The organism is Streptomyces maremycinicus (genome assembly GCF_001184025.1).
Lineage (GTDB): Bacteria > Actinomycetota > Actinomycetes > Streptomycetales > Streptomycetaceae > Streptomyces > Streptomyces maremycinicus.
Window position 1 is genome coordinate 544,966 of record NZ_BBYG01000014.1, and the last position, 24,365, is coordinate 569,330.

19 protein-coding genes are annotated in these 24,365 nt (G+C 72.9%); 5 read left to right on the top strand and 14 right to left on the bottom strand.

What is annotated here, in order from left to right:
* Window positions 1-61: 61 nt before the first annotated feature.
* Window positions 62-862, bottom strand: a complete 801-nt coding sequence (locus tag AOQ37_RS20650) for a crotonase/enoyl-CoA hydratase family protein (RefSeq protein ID WP_062646034.1) — start codon at window positions 860-862, stop codon at window positions 62-64.
* A gap of 174 nt (window positions 863-1,036) precedes the next feature.
* Between AOQ37_RS20650 and AOQ37_RS20655 the strand changes: the two genes are divergently transcribed.
* The gene (locus AOQ37_RS20655) at window positions 1,037-2,641 is read left to right on the top strand and encodes an acyl-CoA synthetase (RefSeq protein ID WP_062646035.1); all 1,605 of its coding nucleotides are present in this window, start codon (window positions 1,037-1,039) and stop codon (window positions 2,639-2,641) included.
* Window positions 2,642-2,653: 12 nt separating this feature from the next.
* Here AOQ37_RS20655 and AOQ37_RS20660 read toward each other — a convergent pair whose 3' ends face one another.
* Window positions 2,654-3,523: an alpha/beta fold hydrolase gene (locus tag AOQ37_RS20660; protein WP_062646036.1), complete on the bottom strand. Its 870-nt coding sequence runs from the start codon at window positions 3,521-3,523 to the stop codon at window positions 2,654-2,656.
* 202 nt (window positions 3,524-3,725) lie between these two features.
* On the opposite strand from AOQ37_RS20660, the gene paaK reads away from it, so the two are divergent.
* Window positions 3,726-5,021: a phenylacetate--CoA ligase PaaK gene (gene paaK / locus AOQ37_RS20665; RefSeq protein ID WP_062646037.1), complete on the top strand. Its 1,296-nt coding sequence runs from the start codon at window positions 3,726-3,728 to the stop codon at window positions 5,019-5,021.
* Here paaK and AOQ37_RS20670 read toward each other — a convergent pair.
* From AOQ37_RS20670 to AOQ37_RS20685, 4 genes are all read right to left on the bottom strand, one after another.
* A complete protein-coding gene (locus AOQ37_RS20670; protein WP_062646038.1) occupies window positions 5,016-6,512 on the bottom strand; it encodes an acyl-CoA synthetase in 1,497 nt (498 codons plus the stop codon). The two genes, paaK and AOQ37_RS20670, sit on opposite strands and share 6 nt — an antisense overlap.
* A 121-nt stretch (window positions 6,513-6,633) precedes the next feature.
* Window positions 6,634-8,187, bottom strand: coding sequence for an acyl-CoA synthetase (locus AOQ37_RS20675; RefSeq protein ID WP_062646039.1), 1,554 nt, complete (start codon window positions 8,185-8,187; stop codon window positions 6,634-6,636).
* Window positions 8,184-9,293: an NAD(P)H-dependent flavin oxidoreductase gene (locus AOQ37_RS20680; RefSeq protein WP_062646040.1), complete on the bottom strand. Its 1,110-nt coding sequence runs from the start codon at window positions 9,291-9,293 to the stop codon at window positions 8,184-8,186. The genes AOQ37_RS20675 and AOQ37_RS20680 overlap by 4 nt, the downstream gene beginning before the upstream one ends.
* Before the next feature lie 68 nt (window positions 9,294-9,361).
* Window positions 9,362-10,213: a helix-turn-helix transcriptional regulator gene (locus AOQ37_RS20685; RefSeq protein ID WP_062646041.1), complete on the bottom strand. Its 852-nt coding sequence runs from the start codon at window positions 10,211-10,213 to the stop codon at window positions 9,362-9,364.
* An 87-nt stretch (window positions 10,214-10,300) separates the two neighbouring features.
* On the opposite strand from AOQ37_RS20685, the gene AOQ37_RS20690 reads away from it, so the two are divergent.
* The gene (locus tag AOQ37_RS20690) at window positions 10,301-11,110 is read left to right on the top strand and encodes an SDR family NAD(P)-dependent oxidoreductase (protein ID WP_234436960.1); all 810 of its coding nucleotides are present in this window, start codon (window positions 10,301-10,303) and stop codon (window positions 11,108-11,110) included.
* A 12-nt stretch (window positions 11,111-11,122) separates the two neighbouring features.
* On the opposite strand, the gene AOQ37_RS20695 is transcribed toward AOQ37_RS20690, so the two are convergent.
* The 5 genes from AOQ37_RS20695 to AOQ37_RS20715 all read right to left on the bottom strand — a co-directional run bounded on the left by AOQ37_RS20695 (window position 11,123) and on the right by AOQ37_RS20715 (window position 17,622).
* Window positions 11,123-12,739: a phytoene desaturase family protein gene (locus AOQ37_RS20695; protein ID WP_062646042.1), complete on the bottom strand. Its 1,617-nt coding sequence runs from the start codon at window positions 12,737-12,739 to the stop codon at window positions 11,123-11,125.
* Window positions 12,740-12,785: 46 nt separating this feature from the next.
* The gene (locus AOQ37_RS20700) at window positions 12,786-15,017 is read right to left on the bottom strand and encodes a serine/threonine-protein kinase (RefSeq protein ID WP_062646043.1); all 2,232 of its coding nucleotides are present in this window, start codon (window positions 15,015-15,017) and stop codon (window positions 12,786-12,788) included.
* A 55-nt stretch (window positions 15,018-15,072) separates the two neighbouring features.
* Window positions 15,073-15,918, bottom strand: coding sequence for an oxygenase MpaB family protein (locus AOQ37_RS20705; RefSeq protein ID WP_062646044.1), 846 nt, complete (start codon window positions 15,916-15,918; stop codon window positions 15,073-15,075).
* Between the two features lie 9 nt (window positions 15,919-15,927).
* On the bottom strand, window positions 15,928-17,106 hold the full coding sequence (locus AOQ37_RS20710; protein ID WP_062646045.1) for an acyl-CoA dehydrogenase family protein: 1,179 nt from the start codon (window positions 17,104-17,106) through the stop codon (window positions 15,928-15,930).
* 123 nt (window positions 17,107-17,229) lie between these two features.
* Window positions 17,230-17,622 carry a four-helix bundle copper-binding protein gene (locus AOQ37_RS20715; RefSeq protein WP_062646046.1) on the bottom strand — a complete coding sequence of 131 codons (393 nt, stop codon included), beginning with the start codon at window positions 17,620-17,622 and terminating at the stop codon, window positions 17,230-17,232.
* 146 nt (window positions 17,623-17,768) lie between these two features.
* Here AOQ37_RS20715 and AOQ37_RS20720 point away from each other — a divergent pair, with 146 nt between their 5' ends.
* On the top strand, window positions 17,769-18,134 hold the full coding sequence (locus AOQ37_RS20720) for a DUF6479 family protein (protein WP_062646047.1): 366 nt from the start codon (window positions 17,769-17,771) through the stop codon (window positions 18,132-18,134).
* A 141-nt stretch (window positions 18,135-18,275) separates the two neighbouring features.
* Here AOQ37_RS20720 and AOQ37_RS20725 read toward each other — a convergent pair whose 3' ends face one another.
* On the bottom strand, window positions 18,276-20,660 hold the full coding sequence (locus tag AOQ37_RS20725; protein ID WP_062646048.1) for an ATP-binding cassette domain-containing protein: 2,385 nt from the start codon (window positions 20,658-20,660) through the stop codon (window positions 18,276-18,278).
* A 430-nt stretch (window positions 20,661-21,090) separates the two neighbouring features.
* Here AOQ37_RS20725 and AOQ37_RS38900 point away from each other — a divergent pair, with 430 nt between their 5' ends.
* A complete protein-coding gene (locus AOQ37_RS38900) occupies window positions 21,091-22,923 on the top strand; it encodes a PAS domain S-box protein (protein WP_234436966.1) in 1,833 nt (610 codons plus the stop codon).
* On the opposite strand, the gene AOQ37_RS20740 is transcribed toward AOQ37_RS38900, so the two are convergent.
* Entirely contained in the window at window positions 22,907-23,884 is a 978-nt protein-coding gene (locus AOQ37_RS20740; RefSeq protein ID WP_062646049.1) for an ATP-grasp domain-containing protein, read from the bottom strand. The two genes, AOQ37_RS38900 and AOQ37_RS20740, sit on opposite strands and share 17 nt — an antisense overlap.
* A 356-nt stretch (window positions 23,885-24,240) precedes the next feature.
* Window positions 24,241-24,365 (bottom strand): phosphoketolase family protein (locus tag AOQ37_RS42160; RefSeq protein WP_374701531.1); only part of this gene is annotated, 125 nt, incomplete at its 5' end.

Genomic DNA, 24,365 nt, shown 5'->3' on the forward strand with positions numbered 1-24,365 from the left:
CAGCCACGACGGACCCGCAGTACGGCGAACAGCGGTGAGCGCCCACACTCCCCGCACGGCGTCACGCACGCCGGTAGACCGGCGCCCGCTTCTCCGCGAAGGCGCGGGCGCCTTCCTTCGCGTCATCGGTGTCGAACACCGGCCATCCTCGGGTGAGTTCGGCGGCGAGTCCGTCGGCCTCGGCCATCTCGGCGGCCTCGTAGACGGACGCCTTGACGGCCTCCACGGCGAGCGGCGCGCAGGCGTTGACGCGTTCGGCGATCTCCAGGGCCTTGTCCAGGGCGCTGCCGTCGGGGACGACATGGCCGATCAGGCCGATGCCGGCGGCCTCGCGGGCGGTGTAGGCCCGACCGGTGAGCAGCATCTCCAGGGCGTGCGTGCGCGGGATCTGGCGGGGCAGCCGGACGGTCGAGCCGCCGATCGGGAAGAGGCCGCGTCGCACCTCGAAGAGGCCGAAGACGGCGGACTCGCCCGCGACCCGGATGTCGGTGCCCTGGAGCATCTCGGTGCCGCCCGCCACGCAGTGGCCCTCGACGGCGGCGATCACCGGTTTACGGGGGCGGTGGTGGCGGAGCATCGCCTTCCAGTGCAGGTCGGGGTCGGCCTTGAGCCGGTCGCGGTGGCCCTCGCCCGCCATCCCCTGGCCGGCCAGTGCCTTGAGGTCCATGCCGGCGCAGAAGGAGCCGCCCGCGCCGGTGAGGACGACGGAGCGGACCGAGTCGTCCGCGTCGGCCTCGAGCCAGCCGTCGTACAGACCGACGAGCATGGCGATCGAGAGCGCGTTCCTGGCCTCCGGCCGGTCGAGCGTGAGCACGAGTGTGGCGCCTTCGCGGCGCACGGTGAGGTGTTCGGTGCCGCTCATCGCAGGTCTCCCCTCGGAAAGAACGAGAACAGGTTGCAGGAGGCGTGATGGCAGTTCAAGGGTTTTCTGACACTCAGTCAGATTTATTGACGCGAGCCCTTCCCACTTGCCGCCCGCTTTGCTCAGATGACCGACGAACCGTCGAAGCACCAGGCCCCCCGGTCAGGAGGAGCGGTGGAGTACAACCTTGCCGACCTGTTCGAGTCGGTCGTCGACGTGGCGGCGGACCGTGAGGCGCTCGTGTACGTCGACCATCCCGGCACGGGTGCGGAACGCCGTCTGACGTACGCCGAGCTGGACGCGGCGGCCAACCGCATCGGTCATCACCTCCTCGACAGCGGGATCCGCCCCGGCGAACACCTCGGCCTGCATCTGTACAACGGGGTCGAGTACCTCCAGACGGTGCTGGGCTGCCTCAAGGCGCGGATCGTGCCGGTGAACGTGAACTACCGTTACGTGGAAGATGAGTTGATCTACCTCTACCGGGACGCGGATCTGGTAGCGCTCGTCTTCGACGCGGAGTTCACGGACCGGGTGGCGGCCGCGCTGCCGCAGACGCCGGCGCTGCGGCACCTGATCCGGGTGGGTCCGCCGGACGGAGGCGTCACCTCCTTCGCGGACGCGGAGGCGAGCGGCTCTCCCGGGCGCGGGTTCCCGGACCGCTCGGGCGACGACCAGTTCATCATCTACACCGGCGGCACGACCGGCCTGCCCAAGGGGGTGATGTGGCGTCAGGAGGACCTGTTCTTCTCGGGGCTGGGCGGCGGCTCCCCCACCGGTGAGGCGGTGAAGAAGCCGGAGGAGCTCGCCGAGCGGGTCGCGGCCGGCGGTGGCGGGATCACCTTCTTCCCCACCCCGCCGCTGATGCACGGCACCTCCACCCTCACCGCCTTCATCGGCTTCAACTTCGGGCAACGTGTCGTGCTGCACCGCAAGTTCGTCCCCGAGGAAGTGCTCAGGACGATCGAGAAGGAGAAGGTCACCAGCATCTCCCTGGTGGGCGACGCGATGCTGCGGCCGCTGATCGACGCGCTCGACGGCCCGCTGCGGGGCACGGACTGCTCGTCGGTGTTCAGCGTGTCCTCGTCCGGCGCGATCATGTCGGACACGGTCCGCCGCCAGTTCCGGGAGCTGATGCCGAACGCGATGCTGCTGAACAACTTCGGTTCCTCGGAGTCCGGGTTCAACGGCACGGCGACGGAGGACTCGGGGCCCGAGCGGGGCTTTCGGGTCCGCGTCAACTCCCGTACCCGGGTGGTCGATCCGGCCACCCACGAGCCGGTCGCCCCGGGCGAGGTCGGCCGGGTCGCCCAGCGCGGCCATGTGCCGCTCGGCTACTACAACGACCCGGTGAAGACGGCCGAGACCTTCTTCCGCAAGGACGGCGAACGCTGGGTGCTGCTCGGCGACATGGCGACCGTCGACGAGGAGGGCGTGGTCGTGGTCCTCGGACGCGGCTCGCAGTGCATCAACACCGGGGGCGAGAAGGTGTACCCCGAGGAGGTCGAACAGGCCCTGAAGTCCCATCCGGACGTGTACGACGCCCTGGTGGCGGGAGTGCCGGACCGGACGTGGGGCAACCATGTGGCGGCCGTCGTGCAGGTCCGCGACGGTGCCGCGCGCCCCTCTCTGGAGGACATCCAGCGGCACTGCCGCTCCCGGCTGGCCGGCTACAAGATCCCGCGCCAGCTGGTGGTCACGGAGTCGATCCGGCGCTCGCCGAGCGGGAAGGCGGACTACCGGTGGGCGCGGGAGGTGGCCGTCGCCGACGACCGGTGAACCGGCCCGGCGTCAGTCCCAGGGCGTGACCGCCGCGACCGGTGCGCCGTCGAGGAAGGCGCCGGTGCGGGCGGCGAACCACTCCGGGTCGTCCAGCCACGGGTAGTGGCCGGCGCCCGGCTGTACGGCGAACTCGGCGTCGGGGAACGCGTCGCGGAGGTGGCGGGCGAGTGCGGGCCGGGGCCCGCCGTCCTTCTCGCCGGCGAGCACCAGCACCGGGGCGGCCAGGTCCGCGAGGGCGGCCCGCAGCGCGGGCGGGTCGAAGGCCTCCGGATCCAGGAACGCCTGCTCGGCGGCCGAGTTGGTCTGTTCCTCCGCGGCGGCGTCGTGGGCGCGGGCGGCCTCGTCCCACCGGCCGTGGAAGAAGGCGCCGACGACCCCCCGGTCGGGCTCGTCCCCGCCCGTGAGCCATGCCTCGAACGCCGGGTAGGCCGCCGCGAACCAGGGTTCACCCGTGCGCAGCCGGGCGGCCGTCAGCCGGTCCTCGGCCGTGGCCGGCCGGCCGAGGGCCCATGGCGTGACGGTGATCAGCGCGAGCCGCGACACCCGGTGCGGGTAGCGGGCCGCGTACAGCAGCGCGAGGCTGCCGCCCGCGGAGTGGGCGAGCAGGTCGATCCGTTCGTGTCCGAGACGGACGCGCAGCGCCTCGACGTCGTCGACCTGCCGGTCGCAGCGGTACGTCGCCGGGTCCGCCGGGACGGCGGAGTCGCCGGTGCCGCGCAGGTCGAGCAGGACCAGCCGGCGCCGGGCGGCGAGCCCGCCGAGGTCGCCGAGGTAGGCGGAGGCGCGCATGGGGCCGCCGGGCAGGACGACGAGCGGCTCGCCCGTACCCCGGACGTGGTAGGCGAGCCGGGTCCCGTCCGGCGCGGTGAAGTTCGGCATGCCCCGATCCTCGACGCGGGCCGGACCGCTCCGCAACGGGGTTCTCCCGGCGAAAGTCACGGCCGCCCTCTTGCCCGCGGCGGGCCGGCCTGGATTACTGATCCCCAGGAGGATCGACCGAATGATCGGTCGTCCGTATTGCCATGGTTCGATGACCGGGCCGGCACGCAGCGGCCCGGCGAGGTGACGAGGGAGAAGTCCCATGACGGATGCGGGGAACCTGCCGGACGAGGGCGAGCGCCTCGACGAGGGCGCCCTGCGCGTCCTCCAGCGGGAGCGGCTGCGGGCCTCGCTGCGCCACGCGTACGCCCACGTGCCCTTCTACCGCGAGTCCTTCGACAAGGCGGGCGTCCATCCCGACGACTGCCGCGACCTCGGCGACCTGTCCCGCTTCCCGTTCACCACCAAGGCCGACCTGCGGGCGAACTACCCGTACGGGATGTTCGCCGTGCCCCGGGACCGTATCCGCCGCATCCACGCCTCCAGCGGCACCACCGGCCGCCCCACGATCGTCGGGTACACCGACGACGACCTGTCCCTGTGGGCCGACCTGGTGGCCCGTTCGCTCCGCGCCGCGGGCGGCCGGCCCGGTGACACGGTCCATGTGGCGTACGGCTACGGCCTGTTCACCGGCGGCCTCGGCGCGCACTACGGCGCGGAACGCCTCGGCTGCACGGTGATCCCCGCGTCCGGCGGCATGACGTCCCGTCAGGTGCGGCTGATCCAGGACCTCGAACCCCGGATCATCATGGTGACCCCCTCCTACATGCTCACCCTGCTCGACGAGTTCGAACGCCAGGGGGTGGACCCGCGCTCCACCTCGCTGCGCGTGGGGGTGTTCGGCGCCGAGCCGTGGACGGAGCGGATGCGCCAGGAGATCGAGGAACGGTTCGCGATCGACGCCGTCGACATATACGGCCTGTCGGAGGTGATCGGCCCCGGCGTCGCGCAGGAGTGCGTGGAGACGAAGGACGGCCTGCACATCTGGGAGGACCACTTCTATCCCGAGATCGTCGACCCGGTCACCGGCGAGGTCCTCCCGGAGGGCGAGGAGGGCGAGCTGGTCTTCACCTCGCTCACCAAGGAGGCGATGCCGGTGATCCGCTACCGCACCCGCGACCTGACCCGGCTGCTGCCGGGCACGGCTCGCGTCTTCCGGCGGATGCGGAAGGTGACGGGGCGCAGCGACGACATGGTCATCCTGCGCGGGGTGAACCTCTTCCCCACCCAGATCGAGGAGATCGTGCTGCGCACCCCGGGCGTCGCGCCCCACTTCCAGCTCCGGCTGACCCGGGAGGGCCGCCTCGACGCCCTCACCGTCCGCGCGGAGGCCCGCCCCGACGCGACCCCCGAGGACCGGGCCGCGGCAGCGCGCGCCGTCGCGGCGGCCGTGAAGGACGGCATCGGTGTGTCGGTCGCCGTCGAGATCGTCGATCCGGAGTCGCTGGAGCGGTCGGTGGGCAAGATCAGGCGGATCGTGGACCTGCGGGAGTCATGAGGCGAAGCGGTCGCGCAGCTCCCGCTTGAGGATCTTGCCGCTGGCGTTGCGCGGCAGCTCCTCGACGAACAGCACCCGCTTCGGCGCCTTGAAGTGGGGGAGGTTCTCGCGGGCGTGGGCGATGAGCTCCTCCTCGGTCACCTCGCCGCGCGGGACGACCACGGCCGTGATCGCCTCGATCCACCGCTCGTCCGGCAGCCCGATCACGGCGGCCTCGGCGACGGCGTCATGGGTGTACAGCGCGTCCTCGACCTGGCGGGAGGCGACCAGTACGCCACCGGAGTTGATGACGTCCTTGACCCGGTCGACGATCGTGAAGTAGCCGTGGGCGTCGCGCACGGCGAGGTCCCCGGAGTGGAACCAGCCGTCGCGGAAGGCGGCGGCGGTCTCCTCGGGCTTGTCCCAGTAGCCCTCGCACAGCTGAGGGGACCGGTAGACGATCTCGCCCGCCGTGCCGTCGGGGACGTCCTCGCCGTTCTCGTCGACCACCCGGGCGTCCACGAACAGGACCGTGCGCCCGCAGGAGTCCAGCCGCCCCTTGTGCTCGTCGGGGGCGAGGACGGTGGCGAGCGGGCCGATCTCGCTCTGTCCGAAGCAGTTGAAGAAGCCCAGTTCGGGCAGGCGTTCCCGGAGCCGCTCGAGGACGGGCACCGGCATGATCGACGCCCCGTAGTACGCCTTGCGCAGCCCGCTCAGGTCACGGGTGGCGAAGTCGGGGCGGTTGGCCAGGCCGATCCACACGGTCGGCGGGGCGAAGAGGCTGTCCACGCGGCCCTCCTCGATCAGGTCGAAGAGCCGGTCCCCGTCGGGCGCGTCCAGGATGATGTTCGTGGCGCCGACCGCGAGGTACGGCAGCAGGAACACGTGCAGCTGCGCCGAGTGGTACAGCGGCAGGGAGTGCGCGGGGCGGTCGCCGGCGCTCAGGTCGAGGGCGGTGATCGCGCTCAGGTACTCGTGCACCAGGGCGCGGTGGGTCATCATCGCGCCCTTGGGCAGCGCCGTCGTGCCCGAGGTGTAGAGCAGCTGCACCAGGTCCTCGGAGCGCGGCTCGGGACCCTCGTGGGCGGCGGTCGCGGGCAGCCGGGCGAGGAGCGAGTCCTCCGCGTCGCGCAGCGCGAGCGTCCGGGTGCCCGCGGGGAGCCGGCCCGCCAGGTCCGGGTCGGCGAGTACCAGCGCGCTGCCCGACTGGCGGACGATGTACGCGAGGTCCTCGCCGGTCAGGTTCTGGTTGACGGGGACGTGCACCAGGCCCGCGCGGGCGCAGGCGAGGAACGCGATCAGGTAGGCGTCGGAGTTGTGGCCGTAGGCGCCGACCCGGTCACCGGGCGCGAGACCCTCGGCGAGCAGGACGCCCGCCGCGCGCGAGACGGCCTCGTCGAGTTCCTCGTAGGTCCAGGTGCGGTCGCGGTACTCCACCGCGGCGCGTGCCGGGGTGCGGCGGGCGCTGCGCCGCAGCACCCCGTCGACCGTGCTGCCATGTCCGGGCGTCATGACTCATGATCCTCGGGCGGCGGCCGGGGCGGGTCAAGTCGCGGGCGGACCGGGATGCCGACCCCCCGCCGTGGCGGCGCCCCGCCACGGCGGGGGGCCGGACCGGTCTTCCGGGTCCCGGTCACACGGGACGCGTCCGCCCCTCCCAGTACGGCTCCCGCAGCCGGCGTTTGTAGAGCTTGCCGTTGGGGTCGCGGGGCATCTCGGTGATGAAGTCGATGCTCCGGGGGCGCTTGTAGCCGGCCAGCCGTTCGGCGCAGTGGTCGAGGAGGGCGGCGGCGAGGTCGGGTCCCGGCGTGTGACCGGGGGCCGGTTCGACGACGGCCTTCACCTCCTCGCCCCAGTCGTCGTGCGGGATGCCGAAGGCGGCGGCGTCGGCGACGGCGGGGTGGGCGAGCAGCGCGGACTCGATCTCGGCGGGGTAGATGTTGACGCCGCCCGAGATGATCAGGTCGATCTTGCGGTCGCGCAGGAAGAGGTAGCCGTCCTCGTCGAGCACGCCCAGGTCGCCGACGGTGAAGAAGTCGCCGATGCGGTTCTTCCTCGTCTTGTCGTCGTCCTTGTGGTAGCTGAAGCCACCGGTGGTCATCTTCATGTAGACCGTGCCGAGTTCGCCGGGCGGCAGTCGGTTGCCGTCGTCGTCGAAGACCGCCAGTTCGCTGATGGGCCAGGCCTTGCCGACCGTGCCGGGCCGCTTCAGCCAGTCCTCGGCCGTGGCGAAGGCGCCGCCGCCCTCGCTGGCCGCGTAGTACTCCTCGACACAGGTGCCCCACCAGTCGATCATCGCCCGCTTCACATGGTCGGGACAGGGCGCGGCACCGTGGATGGCGTGCCGCATGGAGGACACGTCGTGGCGTGCCCGGACCTCCGCCGGGAGGGCCAGCAGCCGGTGGAACTGGGTCGGGACCATATGGGTGTGGGTGCACCGGTGGGTGTCGATGAGACGGAGCATCTCCTGTGGCGTCCACTTGTCCATCAGCACCAGCGGGTGGCCGATGTGCAGGGACGCGGCCGCGAACTGGAGCACCGCCGTGTGGTAGAGCGGCGAGCAGACGAGATGCACGTTGTCGTCGAAGGGCCGGACGCCGAAGATGCCGAGGAAGCCGCCGAGGTAGGCCTCCTCGGGCAGCTTGCCGGGCAGCGGACGCCGGATGCCGCGCGGGCGGCCCGTCGTTCCCGAGGTGTAGTTCATGACCCAGCCGAGGGTGCGGTCGGCGGGCGGCGACCCGGGCTGTCCGGCGAGGAGTTCGGCGTACGGCCGGAAGCCCTCCACCTCGCCGACGGCGTACCGGTGGGTGGCGGGCAGACCGGCCTCCTCGGCGGCCCGGTGCGCCTGCTCGGCGAACCGCTCGTGGGCGAGGAGGACCTTGGCGCCGGAGTCGGAGACGATCCAGGCGATCTCGGGGCCCACCAGGTGGTGGTTGACGGGGACGAGGTAGAAGCCGGCCTGGGTGGCGGCGAGATGGGCGGTGAAGAACTCGGCGGAGTTGGGCAGGACGACGGCGAAGGCGTCGCCGCGCTCCAGGCCGGCCGCGCGCAGTCCGTGCACGAGCCGGTTGGCGGCGGCGTGCAGGCGTCCGGCGCTCCACTCCTCGCCGTCCGGCGCGATCAGGACCGTGCGGTCGGGGTCCTCGGTGGCCTGGGCCCAGAAGCCCGCGGGGGGTGTGCTGGTCACGTTCCGCTCCTTCCGGCGATGCGGTTGACGCGGTCCACGGCCCGCTCGAAGCCGCGGGTGAGGTCGTCGAAGACGGCCTGGACGCCGCGGACGTCGTTCATCCGGCCGACGATCTGGCCGACGGGCGTGCCGAGCAGGGGGTCGATCTCGTACTTCTGGATGCGCGAGACGGCCTCGGCGACCAGGAGCCCCTGGAGCGGCATGGGGAGGGTGCCGGGTCCGTCGGCGGCGTCCCAGGCGTCGGTCCATTCGGTACGCAGCTGGCGTGCGGGTTTCCCGGTGAGGGCGCGGGAGCGGACCGTGTCGCCGGAGCCGGCCGCGAGGAGTTTGCGGGTGAGGGCGGACGAACGCAGGTCGGCCTCGGCGGTGGTCAGCCAGACCGATCCGAGCCATACGCCCTGGGCGCCCAGCGCGAGGGCGGCGGCGATCTGCTGTCCGCTGCCGATGCCGCCGGCGGCGAGGACCGGCAGGGGGTCCACTGCCTCGACGACCTCGGGGGTGAGCACCATGGAGGCGATCTCGCCGGTGTGGCCGCCCGCCTCGTAGCCCTGGGCGACGACGATGTCGATGCCGCCGTCCCGGTGCTTGCGGGCGTGCCGGGCGCTCCCGGCGAGGGCGGCGACGAGCACGCCCCGTTCGTGGGCTCGGGCGACGATGTCGGCGGGCGGGGAGCCGAGGGCGTTGGCCAGCAGCCGGATCGGGTAGTCGAAGGCGACGTCGAGCTGGCGGCGGGCGACCTGTTCCATCCAGCCGGTGATCCGCCATCCGGACACCTCGCCCTCGGCCAGTTCGGGCACCCCGTACTTGGCGAGGGTCTCCCGCACGAACTCCCGGTGGGCCGCCGGGATCATCGCTTCGACGTCGGCCTCCGTGACGCCTTCGACCTTCTTCGCGGGCATGACGACGTCGAGGCCGTAGGGCTTGCCGTCGACGTGCGCCTCGATCCAGTCGAGGTCGCGCTCGAGGTCGCCGGGCGCGGTGTAGCGGACCGCGCCGAGCACGCCGAAGCCGCCGGCACGGCTGATGGCCGCGGCGACGGCGGGGAACGGCGTGAAGCCGAAGACGGCGTGCTCGACTCCCAGTTGCTTGCTCAGCTCCGTCTGCATGGGCGCAGGATGCCGCAGCCGGTGCGACGACGGAAGCCTCTTTCTGATACTCCGTCAGATTTGCTGGCTCAGCCGGGGACGTGCATCCGCTGGGTGCCCACGACCGACAGCAGCCGCAGCGCCTCCTCGGAGGGCGAGCCGGGGGTGGCCGTGTAGATGACCACCCGCTGGTCCCGGTCGCTGATGTCCAGGACATCGCAGTTGACGGAGACGGGACCGACGAGGGGGTGGTCGAAGGTCTTGCACAGGGTGGGCCGCGCGGTCACCTCGTGGGCCGCCCACAGCTCGGCGAACTCCTGGCTGCCGGTGAGGAGTTCGTCGATCAGCGCGGTCAGTTCGGGGTCGCCGGGGTAGCGGGCGGCGGCGCCGCGCAGATGCTGGGCCGCGGTCCGGGCGAACTCCTCGGCGTCGGACACGCTGTACAGCCTCGTACCGCCGCGCCAGGGTTCGAGGAAGGCCCGCCGGACGAGGTTGCGGTCACGCCGCGGGAGCGCGGAGAAGTCCTCCAGGAGGGCGGCGGCCAGCGCGTTCCAGGCGATGACCTCGTAGGTCGCGGACAGCACGATCGCCGCGGCACGCGGCAGCCGGTCCAGCAGGTCGACGATGCTCTGCCGCACCTCGCGCGAGGGGCCGGGCGGAGGTCCCGGCGGTGTGCCCGCGAGGTGGTGGAGATGGTCGCGCTCGGCGTCCGACAGCCGCAGGGCGCGGGCGATCTGGGCCAGCACCTCGCGGGACGGGTGCGGGGCACGGGCCTGCTCCAGCCGGGTGTAGTACTCGGTCGAGATGAACGCCAGCTGGGCCACCTCCTCGCGGCGCAGCCCGGGGGTGCGCCGGCGCGCTCCGGCGGGCAGTCCCACGTCGGTGGGGGTGATGCGTTCGCGTCGGCCGCGCAGGAAAGCGGCCAGTTCTCGTCGGTCCACGCCTCCAGTGTGCGCGGACCGCCGAACGCCGAGCCAGGTACCGGCGGTGCCTGGATGGGCGGCGCGGCCGGGCGCAGGCTCGTCGGCATGAACCACACGACGACCACATCCCCCTCCCCCGCTGCTTCCCACCCGGCGTCGGGCCTGCTCGCCGGCAAGGTCGCCTTCGTCAGCGGCGCCGGTCGGGGCATCGGCGCCGCCGCGGCCCGGCTGTTCGCCCGGGAAGGCGCCCGGGTGCTCCTCACCGCCCGTACGCGGAGCCAGCTCGAGGCGGTGACCGAGGAGATCCGGGCCGCCGGCGGCACCGCGGAGTACGTGCGCTGCGACCTGGCCGATCCGGCGAGCGTGCGAGCAGCCGTGGACCGGACCGTGGAGCTGTACGGCAGGCTCGACGTCGCCTTCAACAACGCGGCCACCATCCAGCCGCCCGGCCCGCTGGACGGGCTGGCGGAGAGCGACTTCGACCACGTCCTCGCGGTCAACCTCAAGGGGCCCTGGCTGGCGATGAAGGCGCAGATCGCCGCGATCCGCGCCACCTCCGGGACCGGCGCCGTCGTCAACACCTCCAGCGTCGGCAGCCTGATGGCCAACCCGGCGCTCCCGGTGTACGGCGCGGCGAAGCGGGCGCTGAACAGCCTGACCGCGTCGGCCGCCGCCACCTACGGCCCCGAGGGCATCCGCGTCAACGCCATCGCACCCGGTACGACGCTGACGGAGATGATCGACGCCTGGGAGACGAGCACCCCGGGCATCGTCGACGGGCTCAACGCGCTCACCCCGCTGGGCCGCGCCGCCGATCCGGACGAGATCGCCCAGGCCGCGGCCTGGCTGCTGAGCGACCGGGCGTCCTACGTCACGGGCACGGTCCTGCGGGTCGACGGGGGCATGCGGGCCTGATCCCGGGGCGGCTCAGCCGGTGGCCGGCTCCTCCAGCACCGCCATCGCCGCGTTGTGTCCCGGCACCCCGCTCACCCCTCCACCGCGCACCGCGCCCGCGCCGCACAGCAGCACGTTGGCGTGCCGGGTCTCCACACCCCAGCGGCCGGCGCCCTCCCGCGCGTAGGGCCAGGTCAGATCGCGGTGGAAGATGTTGCCGCCGGGCAGCCCGAGGTCGCGTTCCAGGTCCAGCGGGGTCCGCGCCTCGATGCAGGGGCGGCCGTCGGCGTCGGTGGCCAGACAGTCGGCGAGGGGCTCGTCGAGCCGGGCGTCGAGCTGGGCGAGGGTCGTCCTGAGCAGTTCCTCGCGCACGGCGTCGTTGTCCCGTGCGAAGAGCCGGGCGGGGGTGTGCAGGCCGAACAGTGTCAGCGTCTGGTATCCCCGTTCGACGAGGTCCGGCCCGAGGATCGTGGGGTCGGTCAGGGAGTGGCAGTAGATCTCGGAGGGCGGGACGGCGGGCAGTTCGCCGGCGGCCGCCTGGGCGTGCGCGACGGCGAGCTGCTCGTAGCCCTCGGCGATGTGGAAGGTCCCGGCGAACGCCTCGCGCGGGTCGACGGAGCGGTCCCGCAGCCTGGGCAGGCGCGTGAGCAGCATGTTCACCTTGAGCTGGGCGCCCTCGGCAGGGACGGGCGGCTCGTCGCCGGTGAGGGCCGCGAGCGTCTGCGGGGAGGCGTTCACCAGGACGTGCCGGGCGGTGGCGACGCCCTCGCCGTCGGCGGTGCGGTAGGTGACCTCCGCCGTACGTCCGTCCGTGTCGACGCGGACGGCCTCGTGCCCCGTGGCCAGGACGGCGCCCGCCTCCCGGGCGGCGGTGGCGAGGGCGTCGGTCAGGGCGCCCATCCCGCCCACGGGTACGTCCCAGGCGCCGGTGCCGCCGCCGATCACGTGGTAGAGGAAGCAGCGGTTCTGCTTCAGGGACGGGTCGTGGGCGTCGGCGAAGGTACCGATGAGGGCGTCGGTGAGGACCACACCCCGCACCAGGTCGTCCGCGAAGCGCTCCTCGACGGCGACACCCACGGGCTCCTCGAACAGGGTCCGCCAGGCCTCCTCGTCGTCGACGCGGCGGCGCAGCTCCTCCCGGGTGGGGAGCGGTTCGGTGAGGGTGGGGAAGACCCGCTGGGCCAGGCGGCCGGTCATGCCGTAGAAACGCTGCCAGGCCGCGTACTCGCGCTCGCCGCCGGTCAGCCGTGCGAAGGCCTCCCGGGTGCGTTCCTCCCCGCCGCCGACGAGCAGTCCGGTGGGCCGCCCGCCGCGTTCCACGGGGGTGTAGGAGGAGATGGTGCGGCCCTGGACGCGGAAGTCCAGCCCCAGGTCCCGCACGATCTTCCGCGGCAGCAGGCTCACCAGGTACGAGTAGCGTGACAGACGGGCGTCCACGCCGGTGAACGGGCGGGTCGAGACGGCGGCGCCGCCGGTGTGGCCGAGCCGCTCCAGCACCAGCACGGACCGGCCGGCCCGGGCCAGATAGGCGGCGGCGACCAGCCCGTTGTGCCCGCCGCCGACGATCACGACGTCGTAGGAGCGGTGTCCCCGCAGATCCCGGTGTCCCGGGTCTGCCTGGTGTCCCTGGTGTCCCTCGTGTTCAGGCATGGTTCTTCGTAACACGAGCCGATCAAGGTCGGCCAGGGGTGCGGGCTCACGCTCCGCCGGCCGCACGGTGCCGCTGGAGCACCGCGACCCTCCGGTACAGCTCGGCCGCTTCCTGGCCCCGGCCGAGGCGTTCCAGGCAGTGGGCCTCGTCGCTGCGGGCGGCGAGGGTGTCGGGGTGGTCGGCGCCCAGGAGGTGCTCGCGGGCGGCGGCCACCCGCCGGTACTCGGTCAGCGCGTCGGCCCAGCGGCCGAGCCAGCCCAGGCCGACGGCGACCTCGCGGCGGCTGACCAGCGTGTCGGGGTGGTCGGCGCCGAGCACGCGCTCGCGGATGGCGCGGACGTCCCGGGACTCGGCGAGGGCCTCCTCCCAGCGGCCCAGCCGGCCGAGGTTGACGCCGAGACCGTGGCGGGCCCGCAGGGTCTCGGGGTGCGCCGGGCCGTGGATGCGGGTGCGGTCGTCCACGAGGTCGCGGTAGAGCTGGAGCGCCTCCGTGCTGCGGCCGAGGCGGCCGAGGCTGATGCCGGTCTCGTAGCGGGCGGCGAGGGTGTCGGGGTGGTCGGGGCCGAGGGCCCGCGCGCGGGCCGCCGCGACCTCCCGGTAGGTCCGGAGGGCTTCCGGCCAGCGGCCCAACTGGCCCAGGGCGTAGGCGACCTCGTAACGGGTGACCAGGGTGTCCGGATGGTCGGGGCCCAGGACGCGGGCGCGGGCGGCGGCCACCTCGCCCGCCATCCGGTAGGACTCCTCGAGACGGCCGAGTCTGCTGAGGTTGAAGGCGAGGTTGTGACGGCAGCGCAGCGTGTCGGGGTGGTCGGCTCCGGCCGTGCGCACCCGGGCGGCGAGGACGGAGACGTACTCCTGGTGCGCGTCGTAGTGGCGGCCCAGCCGGCCGAGCACGTAGGCCATCTCCTGCCGGGTGGCGAGGGTGTCGGCGTGGTCGGCGCCGAGCACCCGGGTGCGGGCGGCGGCCACGTGCCGGTACTCGCGCAGCGCGTCGGCGGCGCGGCCGGTGCGGCTGAGGGTGAAGGCGACCTCGTACCGGCTGGCGAGCGTCTCGGGGTGGTCCGCGCCGAGCAGGTGCGCGCGTTCGGCGGCGACGGCGCGGTGCACCTCCCCGGCCTCCGCCCAGCGGCCGAGCCGCCCCAGGCCGAGGCCCGCGCCGTGCCGGCCGGCGAGCGCGGTGAGCGCCCGCGCGGACGGCGCCGTCGGGGCCCGCGGTACGGGGACCGCGCCGAGCGCCGGCCGGGGTGTCCACTCGCCGGTCAGGGCCGCGCCCGCGTCCGGCGGCACGGCCCGCGGTCCGGCGCCGGTGGCCTTGTGACCGGTGGTCATGCCCCGCGTCCAGGGCGGCAGCCGCGGCTCGCGCCCGGCGGGTCCGGGCGACCGCGGCTCGGGGCGGGGTGTCACCAGCGTCGGCACGTACCCCGGTGCGGTGCGGCCCGCGGCGATGCGCCGGACGATCTCCCGGGCGTCCTGGGGGCGCTCGTCGGGCTGTTTCGCCAGCAGGTCCAGGATGATCCTGCCGAGGTGGTCGGGCAGTTCGGGGCGGTGTTCGCGCGGTGGCCTGGGCGGGGTGTCCCGGTGGCCGACGAGGATCGCCCAGGGGTCGTCCAGGTCGAACGGCGGGGCGCCGGTGGCGATCTCGTACAGCACGCAGCCCAGCGAGTAGAGGTCGCTGCGCTGGTCGACCTCCTCGCCGCCGATCTGCTCCGGAGACATGTAGTGCGGGGTGCCCATGGCGATGCCGGTGCCGGTGAGCCGGGAGGTGAAGCCGATGTCGTGGCCGAGGCGGGCGATGCCGAAGTCGCAGATCTTCACCGTGCCGTCGGCGAGCCGCACGATGTTCGCGGGCTTCAGGTCGCGGTGCACGACGCCCTGCCGGTGGGTGTAGGCGAGGGCCGCGGCGACCTGGTCGGCAATCTCCACGACGTCGTGGACGGGCAGCGGACGGCGCTCGTTGTCGTCCAGCAGCCGGCACAGGTCGCTGCCGTCGAGCAGCTCCATGACCAGGAAGAGGACGCCGTCGCTGTCGCCGAAGTCATGGACGACCGTCACCCCGCGGTGCTGGAGCGCGGCCGCGACGCGGCCCTCGCGCCGGAACCGTTCCCGCAGGACGCGCCCGGAGGACGGGTCGTGGTGCGGGGCGATCGGTTTGAGGCACTTGACGGCCACCTGCCGGCCGAGGGACTCGTCACGGGCCCGCCACACCTCGCCCATGCCACCGCGCCCGATCCGGTCCAGCAGCCGGTACCGGCCCTGGATGAGCCTGCTCTCCGCCATAGTGCGCCGCCCCCGTCGCCTTCCGGCCCTCCCCTGGCCCGCCCAGTATGGCGGTCTATCGCCCGACTTTGAACGGGGCAGGGCGGGCTTCGGGGCCGAGCCTCGCCATGGCCCGCAGGACGTGCCGGGGCGGGAGCTGCCACCGCAGACGTGCGGGGACGCGGCGCAGCAGGGTGCCCATGGCCCGCAACTCCCGGGTGACGGTGGCGGGTTCCGGGGCCCGTCTGCCGTACAGCCGGTGGGCGTACGGCGGCAGGGAGGCGTACGCCAGGTGTGCCACCCGCCGCCACAGCAGGGCGCGCGCCGGGACGAGCAGGGGGTGGACCGGCGGCCGCCGCAGGAAGTCGTCCACCTCGCGCGCCTCCGGCCCGGCGGCGAGTTCGGGGAGCGTCTTGTCGAAGTACGCGTCCATGCCGGTGCGGTCGGCGGGCACCGCCTCCGGGTCGAGACCCACCAGCCGTGCGCCGACGCGGTGTTCGGCCAGGTAGCGGTCGGCCGCGGCGTCGGTGAGGGGGTAGCCGGAGCGGCGCAGGACGTGCAGGTAGGAGTCGATCTCGGCGCAGTGCACCCACAGCAGCAGCCCGGGTTCGTCGACGCCGTACCGCTCCCCGGTGGCCGGATCGGTAGCGGAGAGCAGGCGATGGATCTTGCGGACGCGGGCGCCCGCCTTCTCGGCGGCCTCGGTGGTGCCGTAGGTCGTGGTCCCGACGAAGTCGGCGGTGCGCATCAGCCGTCCCCAGGCGTCCTGGCGGAAGTCGGAGTTCTGGACGACCCCGCGCACCGCCCGCGGGTGGAGCGCCTGGAGGTACAGCGCGCGCACCCCGGCGACCCACATCATCGGGTCGCTGTGAACCTGCCAGGTCACGCTGGTGGGGCCGAACAGCCCGGGGTCGGCCTTCATACCGGCAGGCTATCGCCGGACCCGCGGCATCCCCAGGCCGATCCACGAGATGATCTCCCGCTGGATCTCGTTGTTGCCGCCGCCGAAGGTGAAGATCACGGCGGAACGGTAGCCGCGTTCGAGTTCACCGTGCAGCACGGCGCCGGCCGAGCCCTCCTGGAGGGCGCCGGGGGCGGCGACGACCTCCAGCAGCCAGGCGTAGGCGTCCCGGCGGGCCTCCGAGCCGTAGACCTTGACGGCGGAGGCGTCCTGCGGGGTGAGGGTGCCGTTCTGGAGGGCGGCGACCATCTGCCAGTTGAGGAGCTTGAGCGCGTCGAGCCTGACATGGGTGAGGGCGAGCCGCCGGCGCACCCAGGGCAGGTCGATCACCCGGCGGCCGTCGGCGAGCTTGGTCTCCGTCGCCCAGCGCTGTACGTCGTGCAGGGCGCGGATCGCCATCGTGCCGTGCGCGGCCAGGGTCACCCGCTCGTGGTTGAGCTGGTTGGTGATGAGCCGCCAGCCCTGGTTCTCCGCGCCGACGCGCCGGGAGACGGGCACCCGCACGTTCTCGTAGTAGCTGGCGGTGGTGTCGTGGGAGGCGAGGGTGCGGATGACCGTGCAGGAGTAGCCGGGGTCGGTGGTCGGCACGAGGAGCATGGAGATGCCCTTGTGCGGCGGCGCCTCGGGGTCGGTGCGCACGGCGAGCCACACCCAGTCGGCGGTGTCGCCGTTGGTCGTCCAGATCTTCTGCCCGCTGACGACGTAGGTGTCGCCCTCGCGCACCGCGCGGGTCCTGAGCGCGGCGAGGTCGGTGCCCGCGTCGGGTTCGCTGTAGCCGATCGCGAAGTCGATCTCACCGGCGAGGATCTTCGGCAGGAAGTACGCCTTCTGCTCGTCGGTGCCGTACCGCATGATCGTCGGTCCGACCGTGTTGAGTGCCATCAGCGGCAGCGGGACGCCCGCCTGGGCGGCCTCGTCGAAGAAGACGAACTGCTCGACCGGGGTGAGGCCGCGGCCCCCGTACTCCTTCGGCCAGCCGACGCCGAGCCAGCCGTCCGCGCCGAGGCGGCGGATCGTGGCGCGGTAGAAGCGTTTCGCGGCGACCGGGTCGACGTGCCGGGCGTAGGCGTTGTGCGGCACCAGTTCGGCGAAGTAGGCGCGCAGTTCGGCGCGCAGCCGCAGTTGCTCGGGCGGGTGGTCGAGGTGCACGGCGCCTCCTGGCTCCCCAAGGCCGGTCCTGACGGCGCACACGGTAGAACGTGTTCCAGAAATTGGGAATGGCCGGGGCTCCCTTCCCTCGCCCCGGATTCCCGGCCCGGGGTCGGCCGGACCTCAGACCAGCGTCCCGATGAACTCCGTGCAGGCCTGGGCGCAGGCCCGGCAGGCGTCGGCGCTCTCCTCGGCTCCCGGATGCTTGTCGAAGACGTGGGCGGTCTCCAGGCAGACGGTCCGGCACCACTCCAGCTGGGCGCGGATACCGGCCTCGTCCAGCCGGTTGTCCTCGGAGAGCACGCGGCAGGTCGCGTCGCACACCTCCGCGCACATGATGCCCTTGCGGCGCAGCAGCGCCTGGTCGTCGGCGCCGTCCGGATCCACGAGGCTCGCGCGCAGCGCGCTGGCCCGCGCACACTCGGTGCAGGCCTGGGCGCACGCGAAGCGGTCCTCCAGGAAGCGGAACAGCTCCTGTTGCGATGTCTGGTACGTGTGAGATGTCGTCGGAGTCACCCCTGACGGGTGACCGGGCGGTGCGGCGCGAAACCCGCGGACCGGCCCGGAGGGGCCGCGGGTCGCCGACAGTGAAGGAGAGTGGACGGAAAGTCACGCGTCCGGGATGGCGGGTTCATGCCCGATTTGTTGGGTATTCGCCTCATATGACTACCGCAAGCGTTCAACTGGCCGCCGCGAGCGGCCTGCTCAGCCTGGTGATGTTCGTGGTCGGCCTGGCCCTCCTGGCCGTTCTGGGCGGCAGCTTCTGGCTGGGCACGCGGGTGAAGTCGCGCGAGCCGGCCCGGCCGCGCCCCGAGGAACAGCCGCATCTGCCGCCGGACGGCGCGGTGCGCGAGATACGCGAGAACCGGGAGCCCGACGAGGTGCCCCGGATGGCGAAGGGCGGCCGCCCCCTGACGCCGTACGAACTGACCAACATGCAGACCCGGTCGAGCGCGGACAAGAAGCGGCCGCGCTGGAGCCGGGGCAGCAGCGGCTCGTTCGGCGGGGGCGGTCTGGGCTCTCACTGACCGCCGACCGCCCGCGGGCCGCACCGAAGGGCCACCGGAGCCCGTCGGCACCGGGCGGCGCCGGGCCACACGGGAGGAGTCGAGCGGGGTGGGCCGTCACGGTGGTGACGGCCCACCCCGCTGCCTCCGGCCGTGCGCCGGTCAGGCGCCGACGTAGTCCGCGAGGTGCTCCCCGGTGAGGGTGGTGCGTGCGGCGACGAGATCGGCGGGGGTGCCCTCGAAGACGATCCGGCCGCCGTCGTGACCCGCTCCGGGACCGAGGTCGATGATCCAGTCGGCGTGCGCCATCACCGCCGGGTGGTGCTCGACGACGATGACCGACTTGCCGGCGTCGACGAGCCGGTCGAGCAGGCCGAGCAGTTGCTCGACGTCGGCGAGGTGCAGGCCGGTGGTCGGCTCGTCGAGCACGTAGACACCGCCCTTGTCGGCCATGTGGGTGGCCAGCTTCAGCCGCTGCCGCTCGCCGCCGGACAGCGTGCTGAGCGGCTGGCCGAGGCTCAGATAACCGAGCCCGACGTCGGCCAGGCGGCCCAGCACGCGGTGCGCGGCCGGCGTGCTCGCCTCACCGGCGCCGAAGAACTCCTCGGCCTCGCGCACCGACATCGCGAGCACCTCGCTGATGTCGCGGCCGCCGAGGTGGTATTCCAGGACCGCCGCCTGGTACCGCTTCCCCTCGCACTCCTCGCAGGTGGTGGCCACGCTCGCCATCATCGCCAGATCGGTGAAGACGACGCCGACGCCGTTGCACGTCGGGCAGGCGCCCTCGGAGTTGGCGCTGAACAGGGCCGGCTTCACGCCGTTGGCCTTCGCGAACGCCTTGCGGATCGGGTCGAGCAGCCCGGTGTACGTCGCCGGGTTGCTGCGCCGGGAGCCGCGGATCGCGCCCTGGTCGACCGACACGACGCCCTCGCCCGCCGGGATCGACCCGTGCACGAGCGAGCTCTTGCCGGAGCCCGCCACGCCGGTGACGACGCAGAGCACCCCGAGCGGGATGCCGACGTCGACGTTGCGCAGGTTGTGCGCCGACGCGCCGCGGATCTCCAGCGTGCCGGTGGGCTTGCGCACGGTCTCCTTGACCGCGGCCCGGTCGTCGAGATGGCGGCCGGTGACGGTGCCGCCGGACCGCAGCCCCTCGACGGTGCCCTCGAAGCAGACGGTGCCGCCCGCCGCCCCGGCCCCCGGGCCGAGATCGACCACATGGTCGGCGATCGCGATGGTCTGCGGCTTGTGCTCCACGACGAGCACCGTGTTGCCCTTGTCCCGCAGCCGCAGCAGCAGGTCGTTCATCCGGCTGATGTCGTGCGGGTGCAGCCCCGTGGTGGGCTCGTCGAAGACGTAGGTGACATCGGTGAGCGAGGAGCCGAGGTGGCGGATCATCTTGACGCGCTGCGCCTCGCCGCCGGACAGCGTGCCCGACGGCCGGTCGAGCGAGAGATAGCCCAGACCGATCTCCACGAACGACTCGAGGGTGTGCCGGAGCGCGGTGAGCAGCGGCGCCACCGACGGCTCGTCGAGGCCGCGGACCCAGGCGGCCAGGTCGCTGATCTGCATCGCGCAGGCGTCGGCGATGCTGACCTCGCCGATCTTCGACAAGCGGGCGCCCTCGCTGAGCCGGGTGCCGTCGCACTCGGGGCAGACGGCGAAGGTCATCGCCCGCTCCACGAACGCCCTGATGTGCGGCTGGAGCGCCTCGATATCCTTGGCCAGCATCGACTTCTGGATCTTCGGGATCAGCCCTTCGTACGTCAGGTTGATGCCGTCGACCTTGATCTTCGTCGGCTCCTTGTACAGGAGGTCGTGCAGCTCCCTCTTGGTGAACCCGCGGATCGGTTTGTCCGGGTCGAAGAAGCCGCAGCCGCTGAAGATCCGGCCGTACCAGCCGTCCATGCTGTAGCCGGGGATGGTGAGCGCGCCCTCGTTGAGCGACTTGCTGTCGTCGTAGAGCTGGGTGAGGTCGATGTCGGAGACCGTGCCGCGGCCCTCGCAGCGCACACACATGCCGCCGGTGCGCTGGTAGGTCGCCTTCACCGTCTTCTTGGTGCCGCGCTCGACGGTGATCCCGCCGCTCGCCCGGACCGAGGCGGTGTTGAAGGAGTAGGCGGTGGGCGGGCCGATGTGCGGCTGTCCGAGCCTGCTGAACAGGATGCGCAGCATGGCGTTGGCGTCGGTGGCGGTACCGACGGTGGAGCGGGGGTCGGAACCCATCCGCTGCTGGTCGACGATGATCGCGGTGGTCAGCCCTTCGAGGACGTCGACCTCGGGCCGCGCCAGCGTCGGCATGAAACCCTGGACGAAGGCGCTGTAGGTCTCGTTGATCAGCCGCTGCGACTCCGCGGCGATCGTGTCGAACACCAGGGAGCTCTTGCCCGAGCCGGAGACGCCGGTGAACACCGTCAGCCGGCGCTTCGGGATCTCGATGCTGACGTCCTTGAGGTTGTTCTCGCCGGCGCCGTGCACGCGGATCAGACCATGGCTGTCGGCGATGTGCTGCGCGGGCGGCGGGTCCGTCTTCCTGGCCATGCTCATCGTCTCTCCGTCTTCCCTCTGCCGCTCGTGACCGCCTTCGCGGGCCTGGGCGTCGCCTGGCTCGTTCTGACCGACGCCACGCTAGCCGGGACCCGATGACCGGCGCTTCTCGAATACTGATCGGTTCGGTCGCGCTCAGGTTCGGACAGGCGGCGGACAGTAAGCGACAACGCCCGGCGCGGGCGGGCCGGAAGCGCTGAGATGGCCTGATTCGTCGTGCGGGATGAGGTGGAAGATGGCCGACGTGATGCGGGCGGAACCAGCGCGGCGCGCGGGCACGGGGGCGGGCGCGGGAGCGGGTACCGCGCAACGCGGCGTGCAGCAGAAGACTCAGCAGACGGCTCAGCAGACGGCTCAGCAGAAACGGTGCGGCTGCGGAGCGCAGTCCTCGCAGGGGGCGGTCGGCGGGGCCGAGGAGAGGTTCCGGGGGCTGCTGGAGGCGGCGCCGGACGCCATGGTCATCGTCGACGACTCCGGCATCATCAGGCTCGTCAACGCCCAGACCGAGGCCCTGTTCGGGCACGGTCGCGAGGAACTGCTCGGCCAGCCGGTCGAGCTGCTCATCCCGCACCGGTTCCACCACCAGCACACCGCGCACCGGAGCGGCTACACCGCCAACCGCCAGGTGCGCCCGATGGGTGCCGGGCTGGAACTGCACGGGCTGCGCAAGGACGGCACGGAGTTCCCCGTCGAGATCAGCCTGAGCCCCCTGGAGACGGCAGACGGGCTCCTGGTCTCGGCCGCCGTGCGCGACGTCAGCGACCGCAAGGCGGCCGAGGCGCGCATCAACGAGCTCGCCGCGCTCGTGGAGTCCTCCCAGGACGCGATCCTCGCCCACACCCTCGACGGGTACATCACCTACTGGAACGCGGCAGCGCAGCGCCTGTACGGCTACACGGCCGAGGAGGCCATCGGCCGGCACGTCTCGCTGCTGGCCCCGCCGGAACTGCGGGGCGAGGTCCGCGAGCTGCTCCAGCGGCTGCGGCACGCCGAGAAGGTCGAGCACTACGAGACGCTGCGGATGACCAGCACCGGGGTGCCGCGCGACGTGGACGTCACGCTGTGGCCGACCCGGGACACCGACGGCAGGGTGGTCGGGGCGTGCGCGATCGTCCGCGACATCAGCGACCGCAAGCGGGCGGAGGCCGAGCTCACGGCCCTGTACGAGCAGCAGCGGCACATCGCCCTGACCCTCCAGCGCAGTCTGATGGGCACGCCGCCCGCCCTGCCCGGTCTGGCCACCGCGAGCCGCTACCGGCCCGCCACCCAGGGCGCCGGTGTGGGGGGCGACTGGTTCGACCTGATCCCGCTGGGCGCCGACCGGGTGGGGGTGCTGATAGGCGACGTCATGGGCCGCGGGCTGGAGGCCGCCGCCGTGATGGGCCAGTTGCGCTCGGCCGCGCACGCGCTGGCCAAGACCGGTATGCAGCCCCGGCAGCTGATGCGGGCGCTGGACACCTGTGTCGCCGACCTCGATGTGCCCGACCAGCTCGTCACCTGCTGCTACCTGGTGATCGCCCCGGACACGGGCACGGTCACGGTGTGCTCGGCGGGACACCTGCCGGTGCTGATCGCCGGACTGGGTACGGGCGTCACCCCCCTGCCCTGTCCGGTCAACGCTCCGCTCGGCGTGGGCGACATCCTGTACGAGCAGTCCAGTTCGGAGATCCCGCCCGGGGCCACGCTGGTGCTCTACACGGACGGCCTGATCGAGACACCGGGCAGCGACATCGAGGTGCGCATCGGTGAACTGACCGTACTGCTCAACAGGTTGTTCGTCTCGACGCCGTGTCTGGAGGCGGCGGCTGACCAGGTCCTCGCGGGACTGCTGCCGGACGCCGACGGCCACAACGACGACGTCACCCTGCTGCTCACCCAGCTGCCGGCCGCCCCGCTGGCCGCCGTCACCACCCACCTGCCGGCCGCCCCGGTCTCCGTACCGGAAGGGCGGGCGTTTCTGCACAAGACGCTGACCTCGTGGAACTGTACGGAGCGGGCCGACGACGCACTCCTGCTGCTGTCGGAGACACTGACGAACGCCGTGCAGCACTCCGTGGGCCCGATCGGCCTGCATCTGCACCGCACCGCCACAGACCTCACCGTCGAGGTCAGCGACCGCAGCCCGCAGCTCCCCCAGCCGCGGGCACCGGTCGAGCACGCCGAGTCCGGCCGCGGTCTGATCCTGGTCCGTGCCCTCGCCGCCGACTGGGGGGTACGGCCGACGGACGAGGGCAAGGCGACCTGGTTCACGCTGAAGCTGTGAGCCCCCGGGCCGGGCCGCCGAACGCCGGCGCGAAGGCGTCCAGATGCGCCTGGACGTACGGCACCGCCACCGCCCGGAGTTCGAGTTCGCCGTCGACGAAGGCGGGCTGGACGTTGACCTCGAAGACGACCCCGCCGTTCTCCACCGCCAGGTCGACGCCCGCGAAGGGCAGCCCGACCGAGGCGGTGGCCGCCACGGCGAGTTCGGCGAGCCGGGGCTGGAGGTCTTGCGGGGCGATGTGGACGGCTGTGGCGCCCTGGCAGGTGTTGCACGGGGTGTCGGTCTGCGCCTGGAGGTGCTCGCGGGCGTGCACGACGCGGTCGCCGAGGACGAAGACACGGAACTGGTGGCGCCGGCCGTCGGCGGTGATGTTGCCCGCGTCGCGGGAGAGCAGCCAGTCGGTGCCGCGTTCCGCGTAGTAGGCGGCGGCGAGCTCCAGTTGGCCCGGCGTGGTGACATGGAAGGTGTCGTTGCCGCCGGTGCCGACGACGGGCCGGGCCCAGGTGTCGCGGCCGAGCCGGTCGAAGGCGTCGGCCGCCTCCCGGCGGGAGGGCCGGGACAGCACGGCGGTCTCCATCTGGGCGACACCGTCCCGGAGGAAGCGTTCGACGGTGAGGTTCTTCTCGGTCGCCGTCCGCCAGGCGTCGGGCCCGGCGGCCAGGGTCACCACGTCGTGGGTCTCCAGGAGCTCCTGGAAGCCCGCGAGGGCCCGCCGGTGGTGCGGGGGGATCTCGTAGAGGAGGACGACGTCGGGCACGAAGTCCAGCCGCTCCTCGGGGACCTGGAGCCGTAACCGGCCTCCGTCGCGGACGCCGCGACCGGTTCCCCCGGTCGCGAAGTGCCGGGAGTCGACCCGGACGGGCGGGGCGCCGGTGAGCAGTTCCACGGCGTCGGCGAGATACTCACGGCAGCCTTCGGGCGAGGTGGGGTCGGCGATCAGGGCGATGCACGGTCGGGACACAGCGGCCTCCAGCGGCTGTCGACGCGCGCTCGTACCGCGGACGGGCCCGCACACGGCACGAGCGGTGTCACGGATGGTGCCTGTCGCGCGGGTGGTCGTCGCACCCGTCGCCCCGGGAGCAGCTCCGGTGCACGGAGCCGTGCCCGGGTCCGGACGCGTGCCGGCGGGGGACGAGGACGACCGGTGACCACCGGGGTGGGACTCGCCCCGCCGGATCCGCGCACAGGGCCGGCCGACCACTGTAAGCACCGGGCGGGACGCCGTACCAGGGCGCACGACGGGCCGCCGGCTGCCCCTCCTCCTGCGCCCTGCGCCCCGGTCCGTGCGCCCTGGCCGGCCGCCGGTGAGCCGGCGTCTCACCCGTCCCAGGTCCAGTCATCGACCTCGGGAAGGTCGGTGCCGTGCAGGCGGATCCAGTCATGGTGGCGCAGTCGCGCGTCCTCCATCCGCTGGCGTACGGAGGCGGCGCGCACGGCGAGGC